At 53.5% G+C, this 20849-nt stretch carries 27 protein-coding genes; 11 read left to right on the top strand and 16 right to left on the bottom strand.

What is annotated here, in order from left to right; all coding sequences use genetic code 11:
- The first annotated feature begins 205 nt into the window (after positions 1–205).
- The 4 genes from G7090_RS14175 (at position 206) to G7090_RS14160 (ending at position 3943) form a co-directional block, all read left to right on the top strand.
- Positions 206–1789 carry an MFS transporter gene (locus tag G7090_RS14175; RefSeq protein WP_166182841.1) on the top strand — a complete coding sequence of 528 codons (1584 nt, stop codon included), beginning with the start codon at positions 206–208 and terminating at the stop codon, positions 1787–1789.
- A 4-nt stretch (positions 1790–1793) separates the two neighbouring features.
- Positions 1794–2933: a glycoside hydrolase family 105 protein gene (locus G7090_RS14170; protein WP_166182840.1), complete on the top strand. Its 1140-nt coding sequence runs from the start codon at positions 1794–1796 to the stop codon at positions 2931–2933.
- A gap of 219 nt (positions 2934–3152) precedes the next feature.
- Entirely contained in the window at positions 3153–3443 is a 291-nt protein-coding gene (locus tag G7090_RS14165) for a hypothetical protein (RefSeq protein ID WP_166182839.1), read from the top strand.
- Between the two features lie 50 nt (positions 3444–3493).
- A complete protein-coding gene (locus G7090_RS14160; RefSeq protein WP_166182838.1) occupies positions 3494–3943 on the top strand; it encodes a DUF3421 domain-containing protein in 450 nt (149 codons plus the stop codon).
- 38 nt (positions 3944–3981) lie between these two features.
- Here G7090_RS14160 and argS read toward each other — a convergent pair whose 3' ends face one another.
- Positions 3982–5715 carry an arginine--tRNA ligase gene (gene argS / locus G7090_RS14155; protein WP_106993340.1) on the bottom strand — a complete coding sequence of 578 codons (1734 nt, stop codon included), beginning with the start codon at positions 5713–5715 and terminating at the stop codon, positions 3982–3984.
- 175 nt (positions 5716–5890) lie between these two features.
- Here argS and G7090_RS14150 point away from each other — a divergent pair, with 175 nt between their 5' ends.
- Complete coding sequence (locus tag G7090_RS14150) at positions 5891–6451, top strand: VOC family protein (RefSeq protein WP_166185357.1); 561 nt, start codon at positions 5891–5893, stop codon at positions 6449–6451.
- A 9-nt stretch (positions 6452–6460) separates the two neighbouring features.
- Positions 6461–7204 (top strand): copper homeostasis protein CutC, encoded by a 744-nt coding sequence (cutC, locus tag G7090_RS14145; RefSeq protein WP_166182837.1) that lies wholly within the window; start codon positions 6461–6463, stop codon positions 7202–7204.
- A gap of 135 nt (positions 7205–7339) precedes the next feature.
- Here cutC and cmoB read toward each other — a convergent pair whose 3' ends face one another.
- The 15 genes from cmoB to G7090_RS14065 form a co-directional block, all read right to left on the bottom strand.
- Entirely contained in the window at positions 7340–8311 is a 972-nt protein-coding gene (cmoB, locus tag G7090_RS14140; RefSeq protein WP_106993337.1) for a tRNA 5-methoxyuridine(34)/uridine 5-oxyacetic acid(34) synthase CmoB, read from the bottom strand.
- Complete coding sequence (cmoA, locus tag G7090_RS14135) at positions 8308–9048, bottom strand: carboxy-S-adenosyl-L-methionine synthase CmoA (RefSeq protein ID WP_166182836.1); 741 nt, start codon at positions 9046–9048, stop codon at positions 8308–8310. The genes cmoB and cmoA overlap by 4 nt, the downstream gene beginning before the upstream one ends.
- A 40-nt stretch (positions 9049–9088) precedes the next feature.
- Positions 9089–9484 carry an MAPEG family protein gene (locus tag G7090_RS14130; protein ID WP_106993335.1) on the bottom strand — a complete coding sequence of 132 codons (396 nt, stop codon included), beginning with the start codon at positions 9482–9484 and terminating at the stop codon, positions 9089–9091.
- A gap of 50 nt (positions 9485–9534) precedes the next feature.
- Positions 9535–10308, bottom strand: coding sequence for a DUF72 domain-containing protein (locus tag G7090_RS14125; protein WP_166185353.1), 774 nt, complete (start codon positions 10306–10308; stop codon positions 9535–9537).
- A complete protein-coding gene (locus G7090_RS14120) occupies positions 10287–11600 on the bottom strand; it encodes a site-specific integrase (protein WP_029591920.1) in 1314 nt (437 codons plus the stop codon). The genes G7090_RS14125 and G7090_RS14120 overlap by 22 nt, the downstream gene beginning before the upstream one ends.
- 55 nt (positions 11601–11655) lie before the next feature.
- Entirely contained in the window at positions 11656–11901 is a 246-nt protein-coding gene (locus tag G7090_RS14115; protein WP_166182835.1) for an excisionase family protein, read from the bottom strand.
- The gene (locus G7090_RS14110) at positions 11894–12316 is read right to left on the bottom strand and encodes a hypothetical protein (RefSeq protein WP_166182834.1); all 423 of its coding nucleotides are present in this window, start codon (positions 12314–12316) and stop codon (positions 11894–11896) included. The genes G7090_RS14115 and G7090_RS14110 overlap by 8 nt, the downstream gene beginning before the upstream one ends.
- A 1-nt stretch (position 12317) precedes the next feature.
- Positions 12318–13178, bottom strand: coding sequence for an ORF6N domain-containing protein (locus G7090_RS14105; protein ID WP_166182833.1), 861 nt, complete (start codon positions 13176–13178; stop codon positions 12318–12320).
- Between the two features lie 12 nt (positions 13179–13190).
- Positions 13191–13697, bottom strand: coding sequence for a hypothetical protein (locus G7090_RS14100; protein ID WP_166182832.1), 507 nt, complete (start codon positions 13695–13697; stop codon positions 13191–13193).
- A gap of 186 nt (positions 13698–13883) precedes the next feature.
- A complete protein-coding gene (locus G7090_RS14090) occupies positions 13884–14126 on the bottom strand; it encodes a hypothetical protein (RefSeq protein WP_166182831.1) in 243 nt (80 codons plus the stop codon).
- The gene (locus tag G7090_RS14085; RefSeq protein ID WP_166182830.1) at positions 14104–14484 is read right to left on the bottom strand and encodes a hypothetical protein; all 381 of its coding nucleotides are present in this window, start codon (positions 14482–14484) and stop codon (positions 14104–14106) included. Before G7090_RS14085 ends, G7090_RS14090 begins: the two co-directional genes overlap by 23 nt.
- The gene (locus tag G7090_RS14080; RefSeq protein ID WP_242685384.1) at positions 14485–14703 is read right to left on the bottom strand and encodes a hypothetical protein; all 219 of its coding nucleotides are present in this window, start codon (positions 14701–14703) and stop codon (positions 14485–14487) included.
- Between the two features lie 185 nt (positions 14704–14888).
- The gene (locus G7090_RS14075; RefSeq protein WP_166185350.1) at positions 14889–15086 is read right to left on the bottom strand and encodes a hypothetical protein; all 198 of its coding nucleotides are present in this window, start codon (positions 15084–15086) and stop codon (positions 14889–14891) included.
- Complete coding sequence (locus G7090_RS14070; RefSeq protein WP_166182828.1) at positions 15076–15384, bottom strand: hypothetical protein; 309 nt, start codon at positions 15382–15384, stop codon at positions 15076–15078. Before G7090_RS14070 ends, G7090_RS14075 begins: the two co-directional genes overlap by 11 nt.
- 167 nt (positions 15385–15551) lie before the next feature.
- Entirely contained in the window at positions 15552–16253 is a 702-nt protein-coding gene (locus tag G7090_RS14065) for a helix-turn-helix transcriptional regulator (protein WP_166182827.1), read from the bottom strand.
- Between the two features lie 124 nt (positions 16254–16377).
- Here G7090_RS14065 and G7090_RS14060 point away from each other — a divergent pair, with 124 nt between their 5' ends.
- The 5 genes from G7090_RS14060 (at position 16378) to G7090_RS14045 (ending at position 20693) form a co-directional block, all read left to right on the top strand.
- Positions 16378–16602, top strand: a complete 225-nt coding sequence (locus tag G7090_RS14060; protein ID WP_166182826.1) for a YdaS family helix-turn-helix protein — start codon at positions 16378–16380, stop codon at positions 16600–16602.
- A 4-nt stretch (positions 16603–16606) separates the two neighbouring features.
- The gene (locus G7090_RS23795; RefSeq protein ID WP_242685325.1) at positions 16607–16900 is read left to right on the top strand and encodes a hypothetical protein; all 294 of its coding nucleotides are present in this window, start codon (positions 16607–16609) and stop codon (positions 16898–16900) included.
- Between the two features lie 429 nt (positions 16901–17329).
- Positions 17330–18940: a DEAD/DEAH box helicase gene (locus G7090_RS14055; RefSeq protein ID WP_166182825.1), complete on the top strand. Its 1611-nt coding sequence runs from the start codon at positions 17330–17332 to the stop codon at positions 18938–18940.
- Entirely contained in the window at positions 18937–19914 is a 978-nt protein-coding gene (locus tag G7090_RS14050; RefSeq protein ID WP_156654787.1) for a toprim domain-containing protein, read from the top strand. The genes G7090_RS14055 and G7090_RS14050 overlap by 4 nt, the downstream gene beginning before the upstream one ends.
- Positions 19911–20693: an antitermination protein gene (locus tag G7090_RS14045; RefSeq protein ID WP_166182824.1), complete on the top strand. Its 783-nt coding sequence runs from the start codon at positions 19911–19913 to the stop codon at positions 20691–20693. The genes G7090_RS14050 and G7090_RS14045 overlap by 4 nt, the downstream gene beginning before the upstream one ends.
- Positions 20694–20849 lie beyond the last annotated feature (156 nt).

Below are 20849 nucleotides of genomic sequence, written 5' to 3'. Positions count from 1 at the left end.
ACCCCGTCTTTTGAAGCAAGAGAAACGCTGTTTTATAAAAGAGTGACGCGCGTAGTAAATCTCTTTGCATTTTTGCCAGTTGCCGTCCGGCGGTGGCAGAAACAGAAAGGTATCCGCGTAGGGATACTCTTACTGTAACCCTGTAGTCACTCCCGTTCCCTCCGGGCTAACCGGGAGTCATCTGAAACTTACAGGGTCGACGGTAATGAAAACACGTAAAATTGGACTCGCAAACTATCTGGCCTACGGATCGGGCGATTTTCTCGGGGCGGGAACCACAGCGCTGACGGCTGCCTGGTTGCTCTATTTCTATACCACCTTCTGTGGCCTTACGCCGATTGAAGCGACATTTATTTTTGCCGCGGCGAGGGTGCTGGATGCCGTCGTCAGTCCGCTGATGGGCTTCCTGACCGATAACTTTGGTACCACCTGGCTGGGCAAACGCTTTGGCCGTCGTAAGTTCTTTATCCTGCTCGGTATCCCCTGCGTCTTCAGCTACTCGCTGATGTGGGTCGGGGATATGGGCTTCTGGTACTACCTGCTGACCTACCTGATCTTCGATATCGTCTACACCATGATCCTGGTACCGTATGAAACGCTGGTGCCGGAAATGACCGACGATTTCAAACAGAAAACCAAATTCTCCGGCGCGCGCATCTCCATGGCGCAGATGTCAGCCATTCTGGCCTCGTTCCTGCCGGGTATTCTGCTGACCCACTTCGGGAAAGACAACGCCGTCTCCTTCTTCTATGCCAGCCTGGTATTCTCGGTGCTGTGCGCCCTGATGCTGACCTTCGTCTGGTTCTTCACCTGGGAGCGCCCGCGTGAAGAGTGGACCGAAGCCGCGCTGCGTGCCGAAGAAGAGAAGAAAAAACTGACCCTCGGCCAGAGCCTGAACCGTCTGTTCGTTGAGTTAAGCTCCACCCTGCGGATCAAAATTTTCCGTCAGCATCTGGGGATGTACCTCGGGGGCTATATCGCCCAGGACGTCTTCAACGCCGTCTTCACCTACTACGTGGTCTTTGTGCTGATGCAGGAGGCGTCGATGGCGTCGAACCTGCTGGGCACCATGGCTATCTTCCAGTTCCTTGCCGTCATCGCCATGATCCCGCTGTGCATCCGCTTTGGACCGGCGCCGTCCTACCGCATGGTAGTCGTGCTGTTCGGTCTGGCCTCTCTCTCCTACGCAGGGCTGTACTACGCCGGCATGAGCGATATCTACGCGCTGCTGCTGCTGGTTTCTGCTCTGGCGGGCCTGGGCCGCGGGGGGATCAACTATGTGCCGTGGAACACCTACACCTACATCGCTGACGTCGATGAAGTGATCACCGGTCAACGTCGCGAGGGCATCTTCGCCGGCATCATGACCCTGACCCGTAAAGCGTCGCAGGCGGGGGCCATCATGCTGGTGGGTATCGTCATGCAGATGTCCGGCTTTGTGAGCGGTCAGAAAGTGCAGCCCGAAGAGGTTAGCCACACCATTCTGATGATCCTGAGCGTCGGCACCATACTGGTCCTGTGCTGCGGCTTCCTGGTCTCCCTGCGCTTTAAGCTGAACTTACAAACGCACAGCACGCTGCGGGAAGAGACGGCCAAAATGCGTGAGTCCGGTCGAGCGATGCCGGAGGCCGCCACACCGCAGGCCCGCGCCACGGTCGAAATGCTGGCCGGTATGCCATACGACTGCCTGTGGGGTAACAACAACATCGGCTATCTGAATCGCAATAAACCTGCTGCACCGTCCCTGAAAGAACGTGCTCCACTGAATTCGACATACAACAGAGGTTAAGATTATGAAGGTTTGGCCTGTCAAACATAGCCCGTTACTGCGTCAGCCCGAGCGTTTTATCGCCAGAGATGAACTGAAAGCGCTGATCCAGAAAGTGACGCATAACCTGGTGAACATTCACGATAAAACCGGCGAGTTTTTACTGCGGCTGGACGACGGGCGGGTGATCGACACCAAAGGCTGGGCGGGCTGGGAGTGGACCCACGGAGTCGGTCTCTACGGTATCTGGCAGTATTACTGCCAGACCGGGGATGAAGGGATGCGCGATATTATCGACAGCTGGTTTGCCGAGCGCTTTGCCGAAGGGGCCACCACCAAAAACGTCAACACCATGTCGCCGTTTTTGACCCTCGCGTATCGTTATGAAGAGACGCGTAACCCGGCCTGGCTGCCATGGCTGGAGAGCTGGGCCGAGTGGGCGATGCTTGAGATGCCGCGCACCGATCATGGCGGCATGCAGCACATTACCCTTGCGGAAGAGAACCATCAGCAGATGTGGGACGACACCCTCATGATGACCGTCCTGCCGCTGGCGAAGATCGGCAAACTGCTTAATAAGCCTGAGTACGTGGAAGAGGCGGTATATCAGTTCCTGCTGCACGTGCAAAATCTGATGGATCGGGAGACCGGGCTGTGGTTCCACGGCTGGAACTACGACGGTCAGCACAACTTTGCCAACGCCCGCTGGGCGCGCGGCAACAGCTGGCTGACGATCGTTATCCCCGACTTCCTCGAGCTGGTGGATCTGCCGGAAAAAAACGCCGTGCGCCGTTATCTGGTGCAGGTACTGAATGCGCAGATTGCCGCCCTGGCGAAATGCCAGGACGAAAGCGGCCTGTGGCACACGTTACTCGATGACCCGAACTCCTATCTGGAGGCCTCCGCTACCGCAGGATTCAGCTACGGGATCCTGAAAGCAGTGCGTAAGCGCTATGTGGGAGCGGAGTATGCAGAGGTGGCCGAGAAAGCCATTCGCGGGATTGTGAAGAATATCTCTCCGGAAGGCGAACTGCTGCAAACCTCTTTCGGAACCGGGATGGGCAGCGATCTGGAGTTCTATCGCCAGATCCCGTTAACCTCGATGCCGTATGGTCAGGCGATGGCGATCCTCTGTCTGACAGAATATTTACGCAAATATTTCTGATTAGCGTATTAGAAACCGCCCCTTCAAACGTGGGGGCGGTTTTTTTATTTATATTATTTCTGAATAATTAATTTAAATATACACATGCAGTAAATGAGTAAATAAACTACATCATTCGTTATAATTTGTGAGTCAGTCCGCAATATATTTTTCCGGTCAGGCGTATTTTTATTTTGCGGCAGAAATTGTTCTTTCGCAAAAATACAAGGATGCATATTTATGAACATGGTACCCGGTGGCTGGGGAATAGATGTAAAAGTAAATAAAAACCTGTCAGGCATGTCGGCCGAACAAATGTCACTATTCGAGACCGCATTTCGCAACTTTGAGGGGGCGAAGTATACCCCGCTGCTCTACATCGGCAGTCAGGTTGTTGCAGGCATTCAGCATGCGTACATCGCGGAGTGTCGATTGGTAGTCCCTCATGCGGTAGCGCCGACGCTGGTCAAAGTGGTCATTTACCTCACGCCGGATAATCACATTTCCATTTCCCAGACCTCTGCCATTTAAACGCCGGTACGTTATTTTATCTCTGTGGCTTTATCAATAAGGATAGAATCATGTGGCAGAAGTCCACTGATGTTTTTATTGCTCTGGGTGCATCTGTTGCAGGTTATGAAAATAATGCGCCGGGTGTCCATATTCCCATCCCTTTATTTATTGTTCGTGCTAATTATAAGGGCGGCATACATCCCGGGAAATTAGCTTACGGGTTTGGAGCCTATATTCCCTTTGGGGGTAAGGAGTATATTTGCCGCGAATTTGAGGTGTACGTCGGACCGGTGAAATGGGTCCGGGCTCACGGCAAGGCGATCCCGGTAGGGGCAATTCAGGCGGGCGAAGAAGCCGATGGCAAAAAACTTTATGTGGCACGAGCAAAGTTCCCGAACGGGTTGTTCGTGGGTAAAGCCGGTACGCACCTGTTGAAAGGATGCTGTATTAGCTACCAGAATAAAGAGTGGGATGTTGAAGATTACGAAGTGTTAGTGGGTGATTACGACACCCTGTAATAAAACGTCCGCCTCGTCAGAGGCGGACGTTCTCGTCATTACATGCGTTCGACGGTTTCGATACCCAGGGTATCCAGACCCAGCTTCAGGGTCTTCGCCGTCAGCTGCGCCAGCTTCAGGCGGCTGTTGCGTACTGCTTCGCTCTCGGCGGAGAGGATAGGGCAGTGCTCGTAGAAGCCGGAGAACAGGCCAGCCAGATCGTACAGATAAGCACACATCACGTGCGGCGTACCGTCGCGGGCCACCACGGACAGCGTCTCTTCGAACTGCAGCAGACGGGCTGCCAGCTGTGCTTCGCGATCTTCGCTGATGATGACCTGCGCCTGGGCCAGCACGCTTTCGTCGATGTCAGCTTTACGGAATACTGACAGCACGCGGGTGTAGGCATACTGCATATATGGCGCGGTATTGCCTTCGAAGGCCAGCATGTTATCCCAGTCAAATACGTAGTCGGTGGTACGGTTCTTGGAGAGATCCGCGTATTTCACCGCACCGATACCCACGGCGTTGGCCAGTTTTTCCAGCTCGTCAGCAGGCATGTCCGGGTTTTTCTCGGCCACCAGACGGCGGGCACGCTCCAGCGCCTCGTCCAGCAGATCCGCCAGCTTCACGGTACCGCCGGCACGGGTTTTGAACGGCTTGCCGTCTTTGCCCAGCATCATGCCGAACATGTGGTGTTCCAGCGGCACGGAATCCGGTACATAGCCCGCTTTGCGCACGATGGTCCATGCCTGCATCAGGTGCTGGTGCTGACGGGAGTCGATATAATAGAGCACGCGATCCGCATGCAGGGTTTCGTAGCGATACTTCGCGCAGGCGATATCGGTGGTGGTGTAGAGGTAGCCGCCATCCTTTTTCTGGATGATGACGCCCATCGGTTCACCTTCCTTGTTTTTATACTCATCAAGGAATACGACCGTTGCGCCTTCGCTTTCCACCGCCAGCCCTTTAGCCTTCAGATCGGCGACGATACCGGCCAGCATCGGATTGTACAGACTCTCACCCATCACGTCTTTACGGGTCAGGGTCACGTTCAGACGATCGTAGGTGAGCTGGTTCTGGGACATGGTGATGTCCACCAGCTGGCGCCACATCTTACGGAAATACTCGTCGCCGCCCTGCAGTTTCACTACGTAGCTACGCGCGCGCTCGGCAAAGGCTTCGTCTTCGTCATAGTGCTTTTTCGCGTCGCGGTAGAAGCCTTCGAGGTCCGCCAGGGCCATCTCACCGGCGTTATCCTGCTGCTGTTTTTCCAGCCAGGCGATCAGCATCCCGAACTGGGTACCCCAGTCGCCGACGTGGTTCGCGCGGATCACGTTGTGACCGAGGAACTCAAGGGTGCGCACCGAAGCGTCGCCGATGATGGTGGAGCGCAGGTGACCGACGTGCATCTCTTTCGCCACGTTCGGAGCGGAGTAGTCGACAACGATGGTTTGGGCTTCTGGCTGCGCCACGCCCAGACGGTCGGATTTCAGGGCCGCATCAACGTGTTGTGCCAGGAAAGCGGGGTCGAGGAAGATATTGATAAAGCCCGGCCCGGCAATTTCGGTTTTGCTGGCGATACCCTGGAGATCCAGATGCGTCAGGACCTGCTCTGCGAGTTGTCGCGGCGCCATGCCCAGTTTTTTAGCCACTGCCATCACGCCATTGGCCTGATAGTCGCCAAACTGTACTTTCGCTGACTGACGAACCTGCGGTTCACAGTCTGCAGGTGCGCCTGCAGCAATCAGTGCCTGACTGACTTTTTCTGAGAGAAGAGCCTGAATATTCACCGGGATACCTTACATTTTTGACGCGGGCCATCATGCCGCCGCGCCCGTTAAAGAATTTAGGCCGGGAGTATACTGCAATTGCCCGTTGCCGTCAGCACTGGCTCAAATCAGCGGTTGGTCGCTGGCCGGCAACAGAGTAAATTAACGCTTTTGCATGACGATAAGAGTATCAATGATGGCGAACTGGCAATCTGTTGACGAGCTGCAGGATATTGCAGCTGATTTACCGCGTTTCATCGGGGCCTTTACGGCGCTTGCCGAACGTCTGGGTCTGGATATCGCTCCGCTGGCGGCGGATCATATCTCCCTGCGTTGCCACCAGAATGCCACCGCCGATCGCTGGCGGCGCGGGTTTGAGCAGTGCGGCGAGCTGCTCTCGGAAACCCTCATCAATGGTCGTCCGATCTGCCTGTTTAAGCTGCACGAGCCGGTTTGCGTCGCCCACTGGCGTTTCGACGTGGTTGAGCTGCCGTGGCCGGGTGAAAAACGCTATCCCCATGAAGGCTGGGAGCATATCGAAATCGTGCTGCCTGGTGACCCCGAGTCCCTGAATGCCCGCGCCCTGGCGCTGCTTTCTGACGATGGACTGAGCCAGCCGGGGATCATTGTCAAAACCAGCTCGCCGAAAGGGGAGCGCGAACGCCTGCCGAATCCAACCCTTGCGGTCACCGACGGCAGCGTGACGGTGAAGTTTCACCCCTGGACCATCGAAGAGATTGTCGCCAGCGAACAATAAGGAGGTTTTATGGCATTGCTTGAGATCTGTTGTTACAGCATGGAATGTGCCGTGACCGCGCAGGCGCATGGCGCCGATCGCATTGAACTCTGTGCGGCCCCGAAAGAGGGCGGACTGACCCCCTCTTATGGCGTACTGAAATCGGTGCGTCAGGCGGTGACCATCCCGGTACACCCGATTATCCGTCCGCGCGGCGGGGATTTTTGCTACAGCACCGGCGAATTTAACGCCATGCTGGAGGATATCGCCCTTGTGAAGCAGTTGGGTTTCCCGGGGCTGGTAACCGGCCTGCTGAATGAGGATGGCCATATCGATATGCCGCGCATGCGCCAGATTATGACCGCCGCGCAGGGGATGGCAGTAACTTTTCATCGCGCCTTCGATATGTGCGTAAACCCACAGCAAGCCTTTGAAAATCTGGCGGAACTGGGGGTGGCGAGGGTGCTTACGTCGGGCCAACAAGCCTCTGCCGAAAAAGGTATTTCATTAATTAAGGAACTAAAAGCGCAATCAGGTGTTCCAATAATAATGGCAGGTGCTGGCGTTCGCGCCGCTAACCTGGAAACGTTTTTACAGGCAGGGGTATTCGAGCTTCACAGCTCGGCAGGCAGATGGTTGCCGTCACCCATGCGCTATCGCAACACAGGCTTGTCGATGTCGACGGATGCCGAAGCGGATGAATATTCCCGCTATGGCGTGGACGGAGAGTCGGTTGCAGAGATGAAGGCGATAATCGAAAGGTATTGTCGTTAATACAGTTTTTACCGCGCATCATGTCGCCCAACATGATGCTTGTTTGTACCAGGCCCCTGCAATTTCAACAGGGGTCTTTTTTTGTCCGCAGTTTTTTGTAGGCCGGGTAAGGCGAAGCCGCCACCCGGCTAAACGCTACGGTTTGGTGGCAATCAACACCGCACGTACTGGCGCCGGATAACCTTCAATGGTTTTGCTGCTGTCATTCGGGTCGAGGAACTCGGCCAGCGACTCGGTGGTCATCCACTCGGTGCGGCGCTGCTCTTCGGTGGTGGTGACGCAGACGTCCGCGATACGGATATCAACAAACCCACACTTCGCCAGCCAGTTTTTCAGCGCCAGCGCCGACGGGATAAAGTAAACGTTACGCATCTGCGCATAACGATCGCCCGGCACCAGCACCGCATTTTCGTCGCCTTCAATGACCAGCGTCTCCAGCACCAGCTCACCGCCGCTGACCAGCTGATCTTTCAGCTGCCAGAGGTGTTCCAGCGGGGAACGACGGTGATAGAGCACGCCCATCGAGAAGACGGTATCAAACGCCGCCAGCGCCGGAAGCTGCTCAATGCCCAGCGGTAACAGGTGCGCGCGCTGGTCGTTGCCCAGCAGTTTTCGCACCGCTTCGAACTGACACAGGAACAGCTGCATCGGATCAATCCCGACCGCCAGATGAGCGCCCGCGCCGATCATGCGCCACAGGTGATAGCCGCTACCGCAGCCCACATCCAGAATGGTGCGCCCGGTTAAGTCGGACAGGTGCGGCAACACGCGATCCCATTTCCAGTCCGAATGCCATTCGGTATCGATATTCATGCCGTACAGGGAGAACGGCCCTTTACGCCACGGCATCAGATTGCGCATCAGCTTGTCGAGACGCACCATCTGACCTTCGCTCAGCGGCGCTTCGCTTTCGGCGGTGACGCTGTGCAGCAGATCCAGTTTGTACGGGGTCATCTCCGGCAGAAATTCGACCGCGTTGCTCCACTGCTTAAACTGACCGTGCAGGGACTCGCGCTGCCAGGAAGCGATCTGCGCCGGCAGGGTTTCCAGCCAGTGCGACAGGTGATTTTTAGCAATCAGCTGATAAAAGTTACCGAAATCGATCATACGTTACCGCCTTTTAGCGCCACCAGAGAGCCGAAGTTAAAGCACTGGAACCACAGCTCGCTGTGCTCGAATCCGGCCTTGTGCAGGCGAGCTTTGTGGGCTTCGACCGAGTCGGTCAGCATCACGTTCTCCAGCATGCTGCGCTTCTGGCTGATCTCCAGTTCGCTGTAGCCGTTGGCCCGCTTGAAATCGTGGTGCATGTTGAACAGCAGCTCACCAACGGTGGCATCTTCGAAGCTGAATTTCTCCGACAGCACCAGCGCGCCGCCAGGGTTCAGCCCCTGATAAATTTTGTCCAGCAACAGCTGACGATCGTCGGGCTCCAGGAATTGCAGGGTAAAATTCAGCACCACCATTGAGGCGTTTTTAATCTCGATATGGCGGATATCGCCTTCGATCACGTCAACCGGGGTGGGAGCTTTCCAGGCGTCGATATGACGGCGGCAGCGTTCAACCATCGCCGGTGAATTGTCGACGGCGATGATGTTACACCCGTCGTGCTTGATGTTACGACGAACCGACAGCGTGGCCGCGCCCAGCGAACATCCCAGATCGTAGACCTGCGTGTCGGGCTGAACAAAACGTTCCGCCAGCATGCCGATCATGGAGATGATATTGGAGTAGCCGGGAACCGAGCGCTGGATCATATCCGGGAAGACTTCAGCTACCCGTTCATCGAAGGTCCAGTCGCCCAGACTGGCGATAGGCGCAGAAAAAAGCGTGTCGCGATCTGACATAACGTAAAAATCCGGGAAAAATAAAGGGGCGTATTGTGCGCTAATGCAATGAGAAAACCAACTCCCACGGCATATACCACAGGTTAGCCAGCACCATTAGCACAAGCGAACACCAGGTGGCGCTCATGCCGGAGCGGCGCCAGCGGAACAGGCGTTGATGAAGGCCGTAGTAGTGCATCAGGCGCCCAAGGATCAGCAGCAGGCCGCAGACATGCAACATCCAGGTCTCAGCGCCGTTCATTTCCATAAACAACAGCAAAATCAGGGCAGCCGGAATGTATTCCACCGCATTGCCATGAATGCGGATCGCGGTTTGCAGCTCCGAAAACCCACCGTCGCCATAAGAGACGCGGTATAACATCCGCAGGCGCGCAACATCGAACGAAAACTTAATTAACAGCAACGCACCCAGCACCGCATACAGCGCGCAAACCATACAAACTCCCTGTTTTTTGGCAGATGGCACTTCTATGATAGGGGCTGGGATCAGAAAAGAGAAGATTGTTGCGGAATGTTAGGGGCGTCACCCATCGACGGCGCCACGTCCCGCAAGGCTTGCCAGAGAGCATCGACCAGTTCAGGCGCATGAGCAATATCGGGAGTGTGTAAAAAAAGATAAGGCGTACCGGCCTGCTCCCACTTCGCCAGGGTTTGCAGCCAGACGGCAAACAGCGCCTGGTTTTGCACCATATTGTCGCTGCCGATAAAGCGCACCATCGGATTGCTGGCAGTCATCACCGCATGTACCGGCACCTTCGGTTTTTTGCGCTGGGCATCGATGATCGCCTCGTTGTGCGGGATGGCGGCGTGCACCGGACGGCTGTCGAGGATGGTTCGATTGACGCCGCGCTCATGCAGACCGCGGTTGAGCGCTTGCTCCGCCTCGCCTTTCATAAAGAACTCAGGATGACGAACTTCCACGCCGTAGGTAAATTCCCGGGGCAGGGCGTCGAGAAACTGCCATAGCGCGGGCAGATCGCGGGGCCCAAAGGTGGCAGGAAGCTGAACCCAGTACTGGCCGATGCGGTTCGCCAGCGGCGACAGCCGGGTGAAAAACTCTTCGGTAAGATCGTCGCAGTTGCGCAGCGCGGCCTGATGGGAAATGGTGGCCGGGAATTTAAAGCAGAAGCGAAAGTCATCGCTGGTCTGCTCCCGCCAGCGCGCCACCACGTCGGCCTTCGGCAGGGCGTACAGCGTCGTGTTGCCCTCCACACAGTTAACATGTCGGGCATTCGTATTTAACTTACTGATTTCAATAATGCTCTGGTGCTGCTTTGCAGGCTTTGGGGCATCTGTGGGGCAAAACTCGCAAGCCTCTGATTCAGCATCGCGATCTGCTCACTGCTGCTGTCAGCCATCCACGCCCCGTACACATTGAAGACCATCTGGGCGCTCGCATGGCCCATCTGGCTGGCAATGAAGCTGGGGTTAGCGCCAGCTGACAGTGACCAGCACGCGTACGTGTGACGCGACTGATAAGCTTTCCTGTGCCTTATCCCTGCTCGCTTCTCCGCTGCATCCCACAAATCACCTATCGAGTCGACTTTGTAGATGAACCCGACATGCTGACATCTTCTGACCAGTTGAGGGTTGAAGACAAATGTACAGTCGTGGCTCTCCGTTCTGCCGTACTCGCGCAGCTGCACATCAATGTGATGCTGCTTTCCAAGCCTGGTCATTTCCGCCTGATTCCTCAGGACGCTGATCGCGGGCTGGATAAGGTGTATGACCCTGTTTGTACTCGCCTCAGTTTTCGGTAGAGTGAATTCGCCCAGTTTTGTATAATTACGCCTGATTGTTATTGTTCCAGCTTCAAGATCGATATCCTCCCAGGCCAGGGAGGTCAGCTCCCCGTGACGTACCCCTGTGTAAACTGCAAGTGACCACAGGTTTTTCGTCTGCTGATGCCGGCATGCATCGATCAGGCGAATAAATTCGTCACGAGTTAGCGGATCTGGCTCTGCCCTGGCTTTTTTAAGAGGCTTCATCCCCTCGAACGGGTTTGCCTCTACGTAGCCGTGATCTGCGGCAAACTGAAACATTCCGGCAATGGTTGTCATGTAATAATTCACGGTGACAACACTTCGTCCCTTCGCCGGAGCCTTTCCCTTCACTGGCGTCTGGTGACCGGTCAGCAAATCTTTCCTGATATACAGCAGTTCCTCTTTGGTCACCGCCGACACAAGCCGATTTCCCCCGATCCTGGGCACCACGTTCCTTGCGACTGACTCATAACGGTTGAGTGCGTTCGCGCAGATTTCCATCCTCTTCAGATCCAGCCACTTTTCTGCAAGCTCTGACACTGTAATTTCTTTTTTACCCACCCCAAAAGTCTTGAGGTTAGGGGAATCCGGAAACTGTGCCGCATACTCAAATGTGCCTGTACGGATGGCAAAACATACCGACGTCCGCAGTTCCCCGGCGATCTTCCTGTTCTTAGCGGTGTCAGGGACACCGAGACTTTCCCTGACACGCTTACCTTTAAAATTAAACCAGATGCGCAATGTGCCACCGTGGTTTTCGACGCCTGTTGGATATGTGACTTTATCCATGAACTCCTCCAGACGCCCAAGAGCGATATGAGATTACCTTTTTCATGGCATCAAATCACCCAGGCTGTTTGTTTTTCATCGAGGCGACCCATGCATCAACCGCTTTCCGGTTATACATGCACTCGCTGGATGGCTTCGGGTTTCCGTCCGGAGAAACGTGCACGTATTCCCGCCCGACCATCCAGCACTCTTTTCTGGCCCGGAGGATGGTTCCGGGCTTAAGCCCGGTGACCGCGATCAGCACCTTTTCGCTCACCCAATCATTCGGGACCAGCCAAACGACATCGGCAGTATCACGCATTAGTACCCTCCATTTTTTTCTCGACGCAGTTTTCCCAACCACCGCAGCTGTTGACCATTTCTCCCAACCTCGAGAAACAGGCGTTCATCCAGCACAATCCGCGGGGCGTTAGTGATGGCACGGTTCCCCAGTCAATGAAGTCCGAATTCTTTCGACCCATATAACGGATAAGGTCGAGCATGTTGATGTAATGTGCGCGGCGGCGATCTAAATCCCAGCCCTTTTCTTCCAGATACGAGTCGATAAAGCCCTTAAGTGACGGCTGGTCTAGCGAAATATCACCGTACTGGTGGCGATATACCGGGCGACGATGCAGGCTGACCAGATGGAACAAGTAGGCATCAGATAACCATGTCAGAGCTTGCTGGTGGGCTTCCTCCAGTGAGCCAGCGGGATACCGGAATTGCTTATTCATGCTAGCGTCCCTCCGGGGTATAAATCGCTTTGTCGTGGAGGTACGCGCCATTCCAGGTCTTTTTCATTGGCAGCTCACCTTTCATGTACAGCTGATACAGGCGGTGGCAGCCTTTCTCCAGCAGTACTGGCGTAAACTTCGTGAAAGCATCCTTGCCGTGCGGGGTGATCTGCGTCTGGTCTTCCGTCAGATATTTGTCGCGGGCATATGAGGCGACGCGCCAGCGTGGATCCTTCTCTGGGTCGCGTTGCTCGTTAAACACCCAGCCACGCTCGGACGCCCACCACATCATTTTGTTGATGTTGACGCCGCTCAGCGCCTTGCAGAATGCCGGGATCGTCATGCCTTTGGTGAAGTGCTTCTCCAGACTTTCAACAGTGGCGCTGAGGGTCCTGGTTTCCAGTGCAGCGGCTTCGGCGCGTTCTTCGGCTTCAATGACCATCAGCGCCAGTTCTTTACGGCTAAGTGTCAGCGGTGTTGCCGGTGAAGCGATGGTGCAACGCTGCGTAAAGTAGAATTCCACCAGGTCCTCGTGGTACCCCCACGCCTGATCCGTCTCCAGCATTTTCGCGTGGTTGGCCGCGCCGCGTTCTGTCCACAACATAAGAGAACGGGTTTTGTTGGAAATTTGCAGGTAACTAAAAGTCACTCGCAAATTAGCTAACTCTTCCCCTGTGACTTTGAAGAAATGTTTTCCTTCTGCAAAGCGGGCGGCGTTGCGCGAATAGTTCATCTTGATGTTGACGATATCAGTACCGTACCCGGCCGCCAGCTGTTCAGTGGTCACAACTCGCTGACCGCGATACTCGATGATCTGCAGGTCACGGGCCGCTACTGGTGCTAATTCTGCTTTCATTGCCATCTTCATTGCTCCTTAATGCAAAACGTGGTTGGCTAGCATTTTTTTACCGGCGCGCAACTGGGCAGCGAGATCTACAAATATCTCGTCGAGAAACTCTGCGAACCACGAATGACCGACTTCTTTCAGGCGCTGATCGTTGGCGTAGTAGAACTGGTAAACCGCCAGATAGCGTTCCTCAGGCTTGTGCTCGATCAGTGCGCACTCCACATGCTTAATCAGCAGATTTTCAATAAGTTCCCGGGTTAAGCCGAAAGTAAACTCCTCGGTTTTAAACTGGTATTGCCCGTTACGGAGTCCCCAGCGGTTTTCGCAGTTGATGAGATAAAGAAGGGCGACCGTACCGCGCATGGACTGGACGACGGTTTGAGCCCACTCATGCTGCTCTTCTAAAGTAAGGGAGCCTTTGCCATAGCGGTTTTCGTCAAGCATCCAACCAGGAATCGTTACGTCGGATTGCTTCTGGATTTCCTTCAGGCGAGCAACAAGCTGCTTCACGTTTTCTTTTTCAAGGTCGGTCATTTATCTTTCTCCCGGTTATAGGTTTCATGGCTCATTACTTCCCAGCTCTTGCCGCCATCGCGTGAAAGTAGCCGCCAGCGGTGATTAACCCTCAGGCTCAGATTCCCGGAGCCGATCATGCGGCAGGGGTGAATCCTCCTCGCTCTGAACTGGCGCAGGACGTGAGCCGCTTTGAGGTGAACCCACTCAGGAATTCGAATTGCAGTCAGCGTCACTTTTCACCTCCGCGAGCCGCAGCTCCATGTCGCGAGCCATTTCAATAAACGTGTCCAAAGCGCAAATGTGCTCGTCGGGAGATAGCCGCCGATCACACTTCACCTGCCCGTTTTCGATGTAGAGAACGACGCGGCCAGTGAAGTTAGGCAGAACATGCAGATCGATATTCAGAACCGGGCGGCAACCCGGGTTAAAGTTTTGCTGACTTAACATGCTTACCCTCCGCTACTGCTGGTTTATGCTTTTTGGCAAAATCGACCAGCTCTGCAATGAGATCGTCAATTAACTCTTTGCCGCTTTCCGTCAGGAACTCGCCGCGGCCGTTCACGTCTACGGCATTGCTATAAATTCCCCTGACCGCCTTAACCCCTTCAATATTCCCGAACTCGCTCACAGCCTGTTTTTCAAATCGGCTCAATAGGCCATCGAGAAGAATCTCTGTTAATTCGATTGTTTTTATTTCGCCTTTGGGCTGATTAATAATGATGCAATTGCTGCCTGTCTTACGGAGGTGGCGGAGTAATGCTGCTTTAAGAATTCGACGCCGATATGTTTCGATTAATTTATCCATCTAAATAATCCTTCTTTGCGCGCCTTCATTCGCCAGTACAATTTTCTCCTCTGTCTCGGTCCATGAATAAACAGAGCCAGCGAGGTCATAAGCCAGACCTAAAAGGCCATCGAGCTGGTAGCTATCAAAATCTTTGTGATGGGCGTGGATAGTTTGCATGAGAGCATTTAACTGTTCAGCTTTAACATTCACATTTTGGATATCTTGTCGTTTCTGCATAGACACAATTTATCTCCCATATGCTTTCTTTAGAAAAAGATTAGCGATGTGCCAATATCCGGCGCTACGCATTAATTGTGCTGTTTTATAAGCGGATTTATTCATCATAATAAAAACCCATTAAAAGGATGTAATATTCCCCAGCGATTAAGCTGTATTTATTCCAAATTAAATTAAAGGGATGGTTATTTGTTTTTGACTTTAACAGCCTGCTCTTCAATCAACCAGGCACATACATCACCTGTGAGTCTGCGCAGCAGCGAGGCAATAGCTATCACTTCGGAATCAGCTATACGGTCGGGATAAGACTCCATCATCCGGCAAATAATTTCTGCTTGATGCGCCCGCTCAGTTACCTGCTCTAATGAAATTTCATGCACCATTTTTTCCATCCTTAACGCCAGAAAGATACGAAGCTGCTTGTGAAATTTTATTAGTTGCAATTGTTAAATCCGCCAAATCGGAAATAACACCGGAAAGACTGCGAATCTTTTCATTCTCAATCTGTGCACATTCAGATAAATTAAAAATAGAATCGCTAATAAATCGAATGGCATGCAGAATGGAAATGGTTTTGGAATCGCAATCCAATGCAATATCGCCATAGTTAATGTCTGGTTCTTGTTTAGTAAACCGGAAATCAGGAATGTCTACGAGCTGAATAAAGCTTTTAGTGGCCATATGGTCTACCTCATGTTTAACCGTTAATCACTTAAGTCGTAATTAGAATGGCCTGGTTAAAGCAAGGTGTCAACCACTAAAGTAATTTTTTAATAATCGCTTTTGTAGTTTATTGAGTTTGAAGCATAAAAAAGGCCGCGTAAGCGGCCGGAGAAGTGACGGGTAAATTACCCGAAGCGTTTGAATGCTGCTGATTGTTTGATTAGAACCTTGCCCAGTATGTGGAACTGGCCTTCATCACTCTCTTCAATCTCCCAAGAGTTATAAAGTTTGTTGTCCGACAATACAATCAAGCTGGTTTTAAGCATCTGTAATCGCTTGATATGAATCGTCTTACCAAAAATAAAGACGTAGATCCCATCACCTTCAAAGTGACTGATCGATGTATCGACGAAAACGAAGTCCCCTGGGTCTATGGTCCCTTCCATGCTATCGCCGTTGACTGTAATGACTTTGATTGCATGAGCTGGTCGATTACCAAACATAAGCCTTGCCTGCTCCTCGGTGTACTCTATAGCCCTTATCGTTTCGATAAATTCTGAGGACACAAAAGTTCCGGGCCCGGCGCTAGCCTGCACATCGAGAACGTCAACCCGGTAGGTATCTTTGGCAGATTTAGGAGGTGGGTAATGCCCCGACTCTACCAGACCTGCTAAATATTTCGGTCCTTCCCCGGCAGAGAGCCATTCTGGCCTAACTCCTAATACTCGTGAGATCTCAACCGTTTTACGGGAGCCAATCGCCGCGCCTGAAGTGAGTTTCCATATACTGGATTGAGACATACCAACTGCTTTCGCAAGGGATGCCTGGGTGAAGCCGGCTTCCTTCATGGCTTCGGTTAATCGATCTGAGTATGTGTTTTTGTTCATTCTAATTACTCCATAAGTTGTTAAAAACTTAGCCTAAACGGCCTTTTAAGTCAAAAAGTAATTAGATGGCTTGCTTGTAATTATCATAATCGCTAAAGTAATATTTAATTACTAAGGGGGTATTATGATTTCAGAGCCAATCGACATAGCCATTCGGCGTGCCGGTAGCCAGGGGGCGCTGGCCAAACTTTGCGGCGTCTCTCAGGCTACGGTTTGGAAATGGCGTCACGGGAAAAAAGTCAAAGCTGAGCATGTTTTGAAGATTGTAGCTGCTGCAGATGGCCAGGTTGCTGCATATCAAATACGACCAGATCTGCCGGATTTATTCCCGCGTCCTAGCGACGATTAATGAAATGTCACCTGATTTTGAGCAGGTAGATCTGCCAGGGAGTTATAGCCAGGCAGACACAGAGTGGATTAAGCAGCAGCTATCAACTCTTACGTCAGCAGTACGGCAAAAAGCCACTCAGCGCTATGCAGCTGTGTATCAGGAAACGTTTGAAGCTGAGCCAGTTTCATACCGCAAGGAGAATCGGGCAAGGCACGAAGCAAACACACGGCTTCGCCTGTTCGTGAAGAATCACGGCAGGGCATTACAGGGGTATACCGCCGAACCGCCCCTGGCTGGAACGCAAGCGCGTTCTTGATTATTTCGGGTTTAAGGGTACCCGAACAGAAGCAGGCTTAAAGGTGCCTGTTCAGGTCGGCAACCAACTGACCCAAATCCTCATATGTACTAGGGAAGTAGTACGTTTTTATGGGGAAGAGGGAAAGGGGGGTAAGGGGGGGATTGGGTGTAGGGGTAGGAATAGGGCCTTTTCCAACAGGCGAGATCCATTGGTTAGGTAGATCTCAGTCTTAAGGGCTGAACCAAAAAAAAGCGGCCGTATCAGCAAGGTAGTACGAAAGCTGAAGGCGCAGAGAAACGAGGAAGGTTCTTCCTGGAAGAGTGAATTTCAGGGGAGCTGATTCAGAAGGGAGGCTGGCAACCTTTGGGGAGGCCGCCAGCCATGTGAGGGGAAATCCATGAAAACCACATCACAAAATTATTATCTCATCACCGCGGGGGCAGCACAATGCAGCTGACGATCACACCGAATTTTGCACAGGAGCGCGCGCTTAACATGTTGCGCCGGGACTGGAAGGCAAACGACACCTTCATGGTGTACTCGCCTACCGGCAGCGGCAAAACGGGGCTGGCCGCTTTCATTGTCGCCGGGTTTGTCAGGCGCGGCATGCGCGTTCTGTTCTGCGCGCCATACACCATCCTGATCGGTCAGACGGCTAATCGCTTTGTTGAATATGGCCTGCCGGGTGATGAAATTGGCTATATCTGGGCGGATCATCCGAACTACGATCCGTCTCTGAAAATCCAGATTGCCAGCGCTGATACGCTTATTCGCCGCGTGTTCCCTGACAACATCGATCTGCTGATTATCGACGAAGCGCACCTGCGTAAAAAACGCATCCTGCAGGATATCGAACGTCTGCGCGCTAAAGGCGTGAAAGTGATTGGCCTGTCAGGTACGCCGTTTTCACCGTTCCTGGGCAAATACTATGACCGGCTTATTAAACCTACCACCATCGGCGAGCTGATCCAGCGCGGGGACCTGAGCAAATACGAGTTCTACGCGCCCACTAAGCCGGATCTTAAAGGCGTAAAATCGGCCCCATCACTGGAGTTCGGCAGCGATTACAACGAGACGCAGCTGGCCGAGATTATGTGCGGCTCTACGCTGGTGGGCGATATCGTCCAGAACTGGCTGGAGCATGGCCGGGATCTGCCGACAATCGCGTTCTGCGTGAACGTAGCCCACGCCAATTTCCTGACTATCCGGTTTAACCAGGCTGGTGTTAACGCCGAGGTTATGACCGCCGACACTCCTGTGGAGGATCGTCAGACCATCATTCATCGCTTTGAAACCGGCGCTACCAAAATCATCGTCAGCGTGGGCGTCCTGGTGGCCGGGTTCGACAGCGACGTTCGCTGCATCATTTACGCCAGGCCAACCAAAAGCGAAATCCGCTGGCTGCAGGCGCTGGGCCGCGGTCTGCGCACCGCGCCGGGCAAAGAGTCCTGCCTCATCTTCGATCACAGCGGCACCGTACACCGCCTGGGTTATCCGGATTCCATCGAGTATGACGATCTGCCCGGCAAATCAGATGGTATGGAAGAAAGCGCGCGCCGCGCAGCTGAAGAACGCGAAGAGAAGCTGCCACACGAGTGCTCGCAATGCCATTACATGAAACCAGCTGGCGTCTACGTCTGCCCGAAATGCGGTCACAAGCCGCTGGCCGGTGAAGATATTGATACAGACACCGGGCGCAAGCTCAAAAAGCTGGGTACCGAGCAGCGCCAGCCCACAAATGCCGAGAAACAGGCCTGGTGGAGCCAGATCAAGTTTTACCAGCGTCAGCGTGAATCTCTGGGAAAAAAGCCGGTAAGCGATGGGTGGTGTAAGCACACTTTTCATGATCGCTTCGGAGAGTGGCCCAACGGCCTGAGCGACTACCCGATGGACATCACCCCTACGGTTTCGAACTTCATCAGGCACAAACAGATCGCCTTTGTGAAAGGGAAGGCTAAACGCCAGCAGGATGTAGCAGCAGAACCTGCGACTTCGCGTATTCGCCACGCGCATAACACGATTAACGAAATCAGGCAGCAGTTAGGGAAACAAGCATGAAGACGGCAGCAGCGGCTAAAGGCCAGTGGGCCATGATTTTTGAACATTATGGGCTTCCGCCGATCACCGGCAAAAACCACTTCAAAGGCAAATGCCCGCTATGTGACTCAATTGGTAAGTTCCGTATCGATGATCGTGACGGTGCCGGCACCTGGATCTGTACCTGCGGCAGCGGTGATGGATTAAAACTGGTTACGCAAACCCAGGGCAAACCCTTCAATGAGATCTGCCGTGAAATCGACGAGCTGATCGGCAATACCTTTGCTCGGGAAAAAATACCGGTCACCAGTAACGCTGGCAGCCTGCGCAAAAGGGTGATCAGTAAGTTTTCGAAGCTTGCACCGCTGCGCGGCACATCCGGCGCTGAGTATCTCAGCTCCCGTGGTGTCTACCAGCTTCCGCAGGACGCTATCAGATTCAACGACCATGAGCGCTACGGCGGTAAGGTTTTCCAGAGCCTGTATTCACTCGCAACAGATGACAAGGGCGAGCTTTGCTATCTGCACAGAACCTTGCTGGACGGAAACCGGAAGGCTCAGTTGAAAGATTCATCAGGGGCGAAGCGTCAAAAATCACTTCAGGAAGAAAGTTACCTGGATCACGCCCGTTCGGTGGCGATCCGTATGTTCCCCGTTTCCACCACGCTGGGCATCGCCGAGGGCATCGAAACAGCCCTGTCAGCGCACCAGCTTTACGGGGTCAACACCTGGGCAACCATGACCAGCGGATTCATGAAGAAATTCCGTGTGCCAGCTGGCGTGAAGAACTTCATCATTTTTGCAGACCGTGACGTCAACAGTGCTACCGGTTTAGCGGCTGCTATGGAATGTGCTCATGCCAATTTGATGGCAAAAAACGACCTCGAAAAGGTCAGTATCTACTGGCCGGATAATGGGGATTTTAACGACATGCTCATGAACGGCGATCAGGTTCGTGAAATGGTTTTCTATAAAAAACAGCAGGTGGCCGCATGAAACTGGAAGCAGCACTTAAACATTTTAGTCCTCAGGGAATGCATATCAGCGACAACGTAAAAGGAACCTCTCCGGATCGCCTCACAGGTACTGATGTCATGGCGGCCATCGGCACCACCAGCAGCCGTGCACGTTTCGGCCTGGCGGCGTTCTTCGGGAAGGCCGGGATCAGTAAAACAGATGAGCAGCTCGCGGTTCAGGCGCTGGCCCGTTATGCGATGGATTCCGCTCCAAAGAACGTGCGTAAAGCAGCTGGTGGTGAGTTCGGTTGGTGCATGCAGGTACTGGCGCAATTTGCCTTTGCTGATTATTCCCGTTCGGCGGCCACCAGCGCGGCGTGCAGCAGCTGCAGCGGTACCGGTTTTACGTCCCAGCTCGAGGATGTAATCAAGCACCCGGGGATTTTCGATGCAGACGGTGCTGAAGTTGTAGCCCCGAAGATCAAGCGTGAGTCGGTAAAACGTACATGCGGTACCTGCGGAGGTAAGAGGGTGATCCATGCCCGTTGCCGCTGCGGAGGTAAAGGCGAGGTGCTCGACCGTGCCGCGACGAAGGAAAAGGGGGCTCCGGTGTTTAAAACCTGTGGCCGCTGCTCTGGTAATGGCTTCTCTGCTGTCTCTTCTGCCACGGCACACCGAGCCATTCTGAAGCGTCTCCCGGATCTCCATCAGTCCTCATGGTCACGAAACTGGAAACCATTCTATGAAATGCTGGCGGACACGCTGCGCCAGGGAGAGCGGCAAGCCGCTGTGGAATTCGAGAAGGCTACAGCTTATTAATGTGATCGGAACAAATAGCGACATTTTATTGCACGATAGCGTTGACTTTGCATAAAGTTGTCCTGTATGCTTTCCATCGTGGGATATTACGCCTGCACGACATCAAACCCGCCTCTGTGCGGGTTTTTTTATGCCTGTAATTCTTCGCGCCACGCT

The sequence above is a fragment of the Leclercia sp. 29361 genome (assembly GCF_011290365.1).
Classification (GTDB): Bacteria; Pseudomonadota; Gammaproteobacteria; order Enterobacterales; family Enterobacteriaceae; genus Enterobacter; species Enterobacter tamurae.
This window is presented reverse-complemented; position numbering and strand designations above follow the sequence as displayed.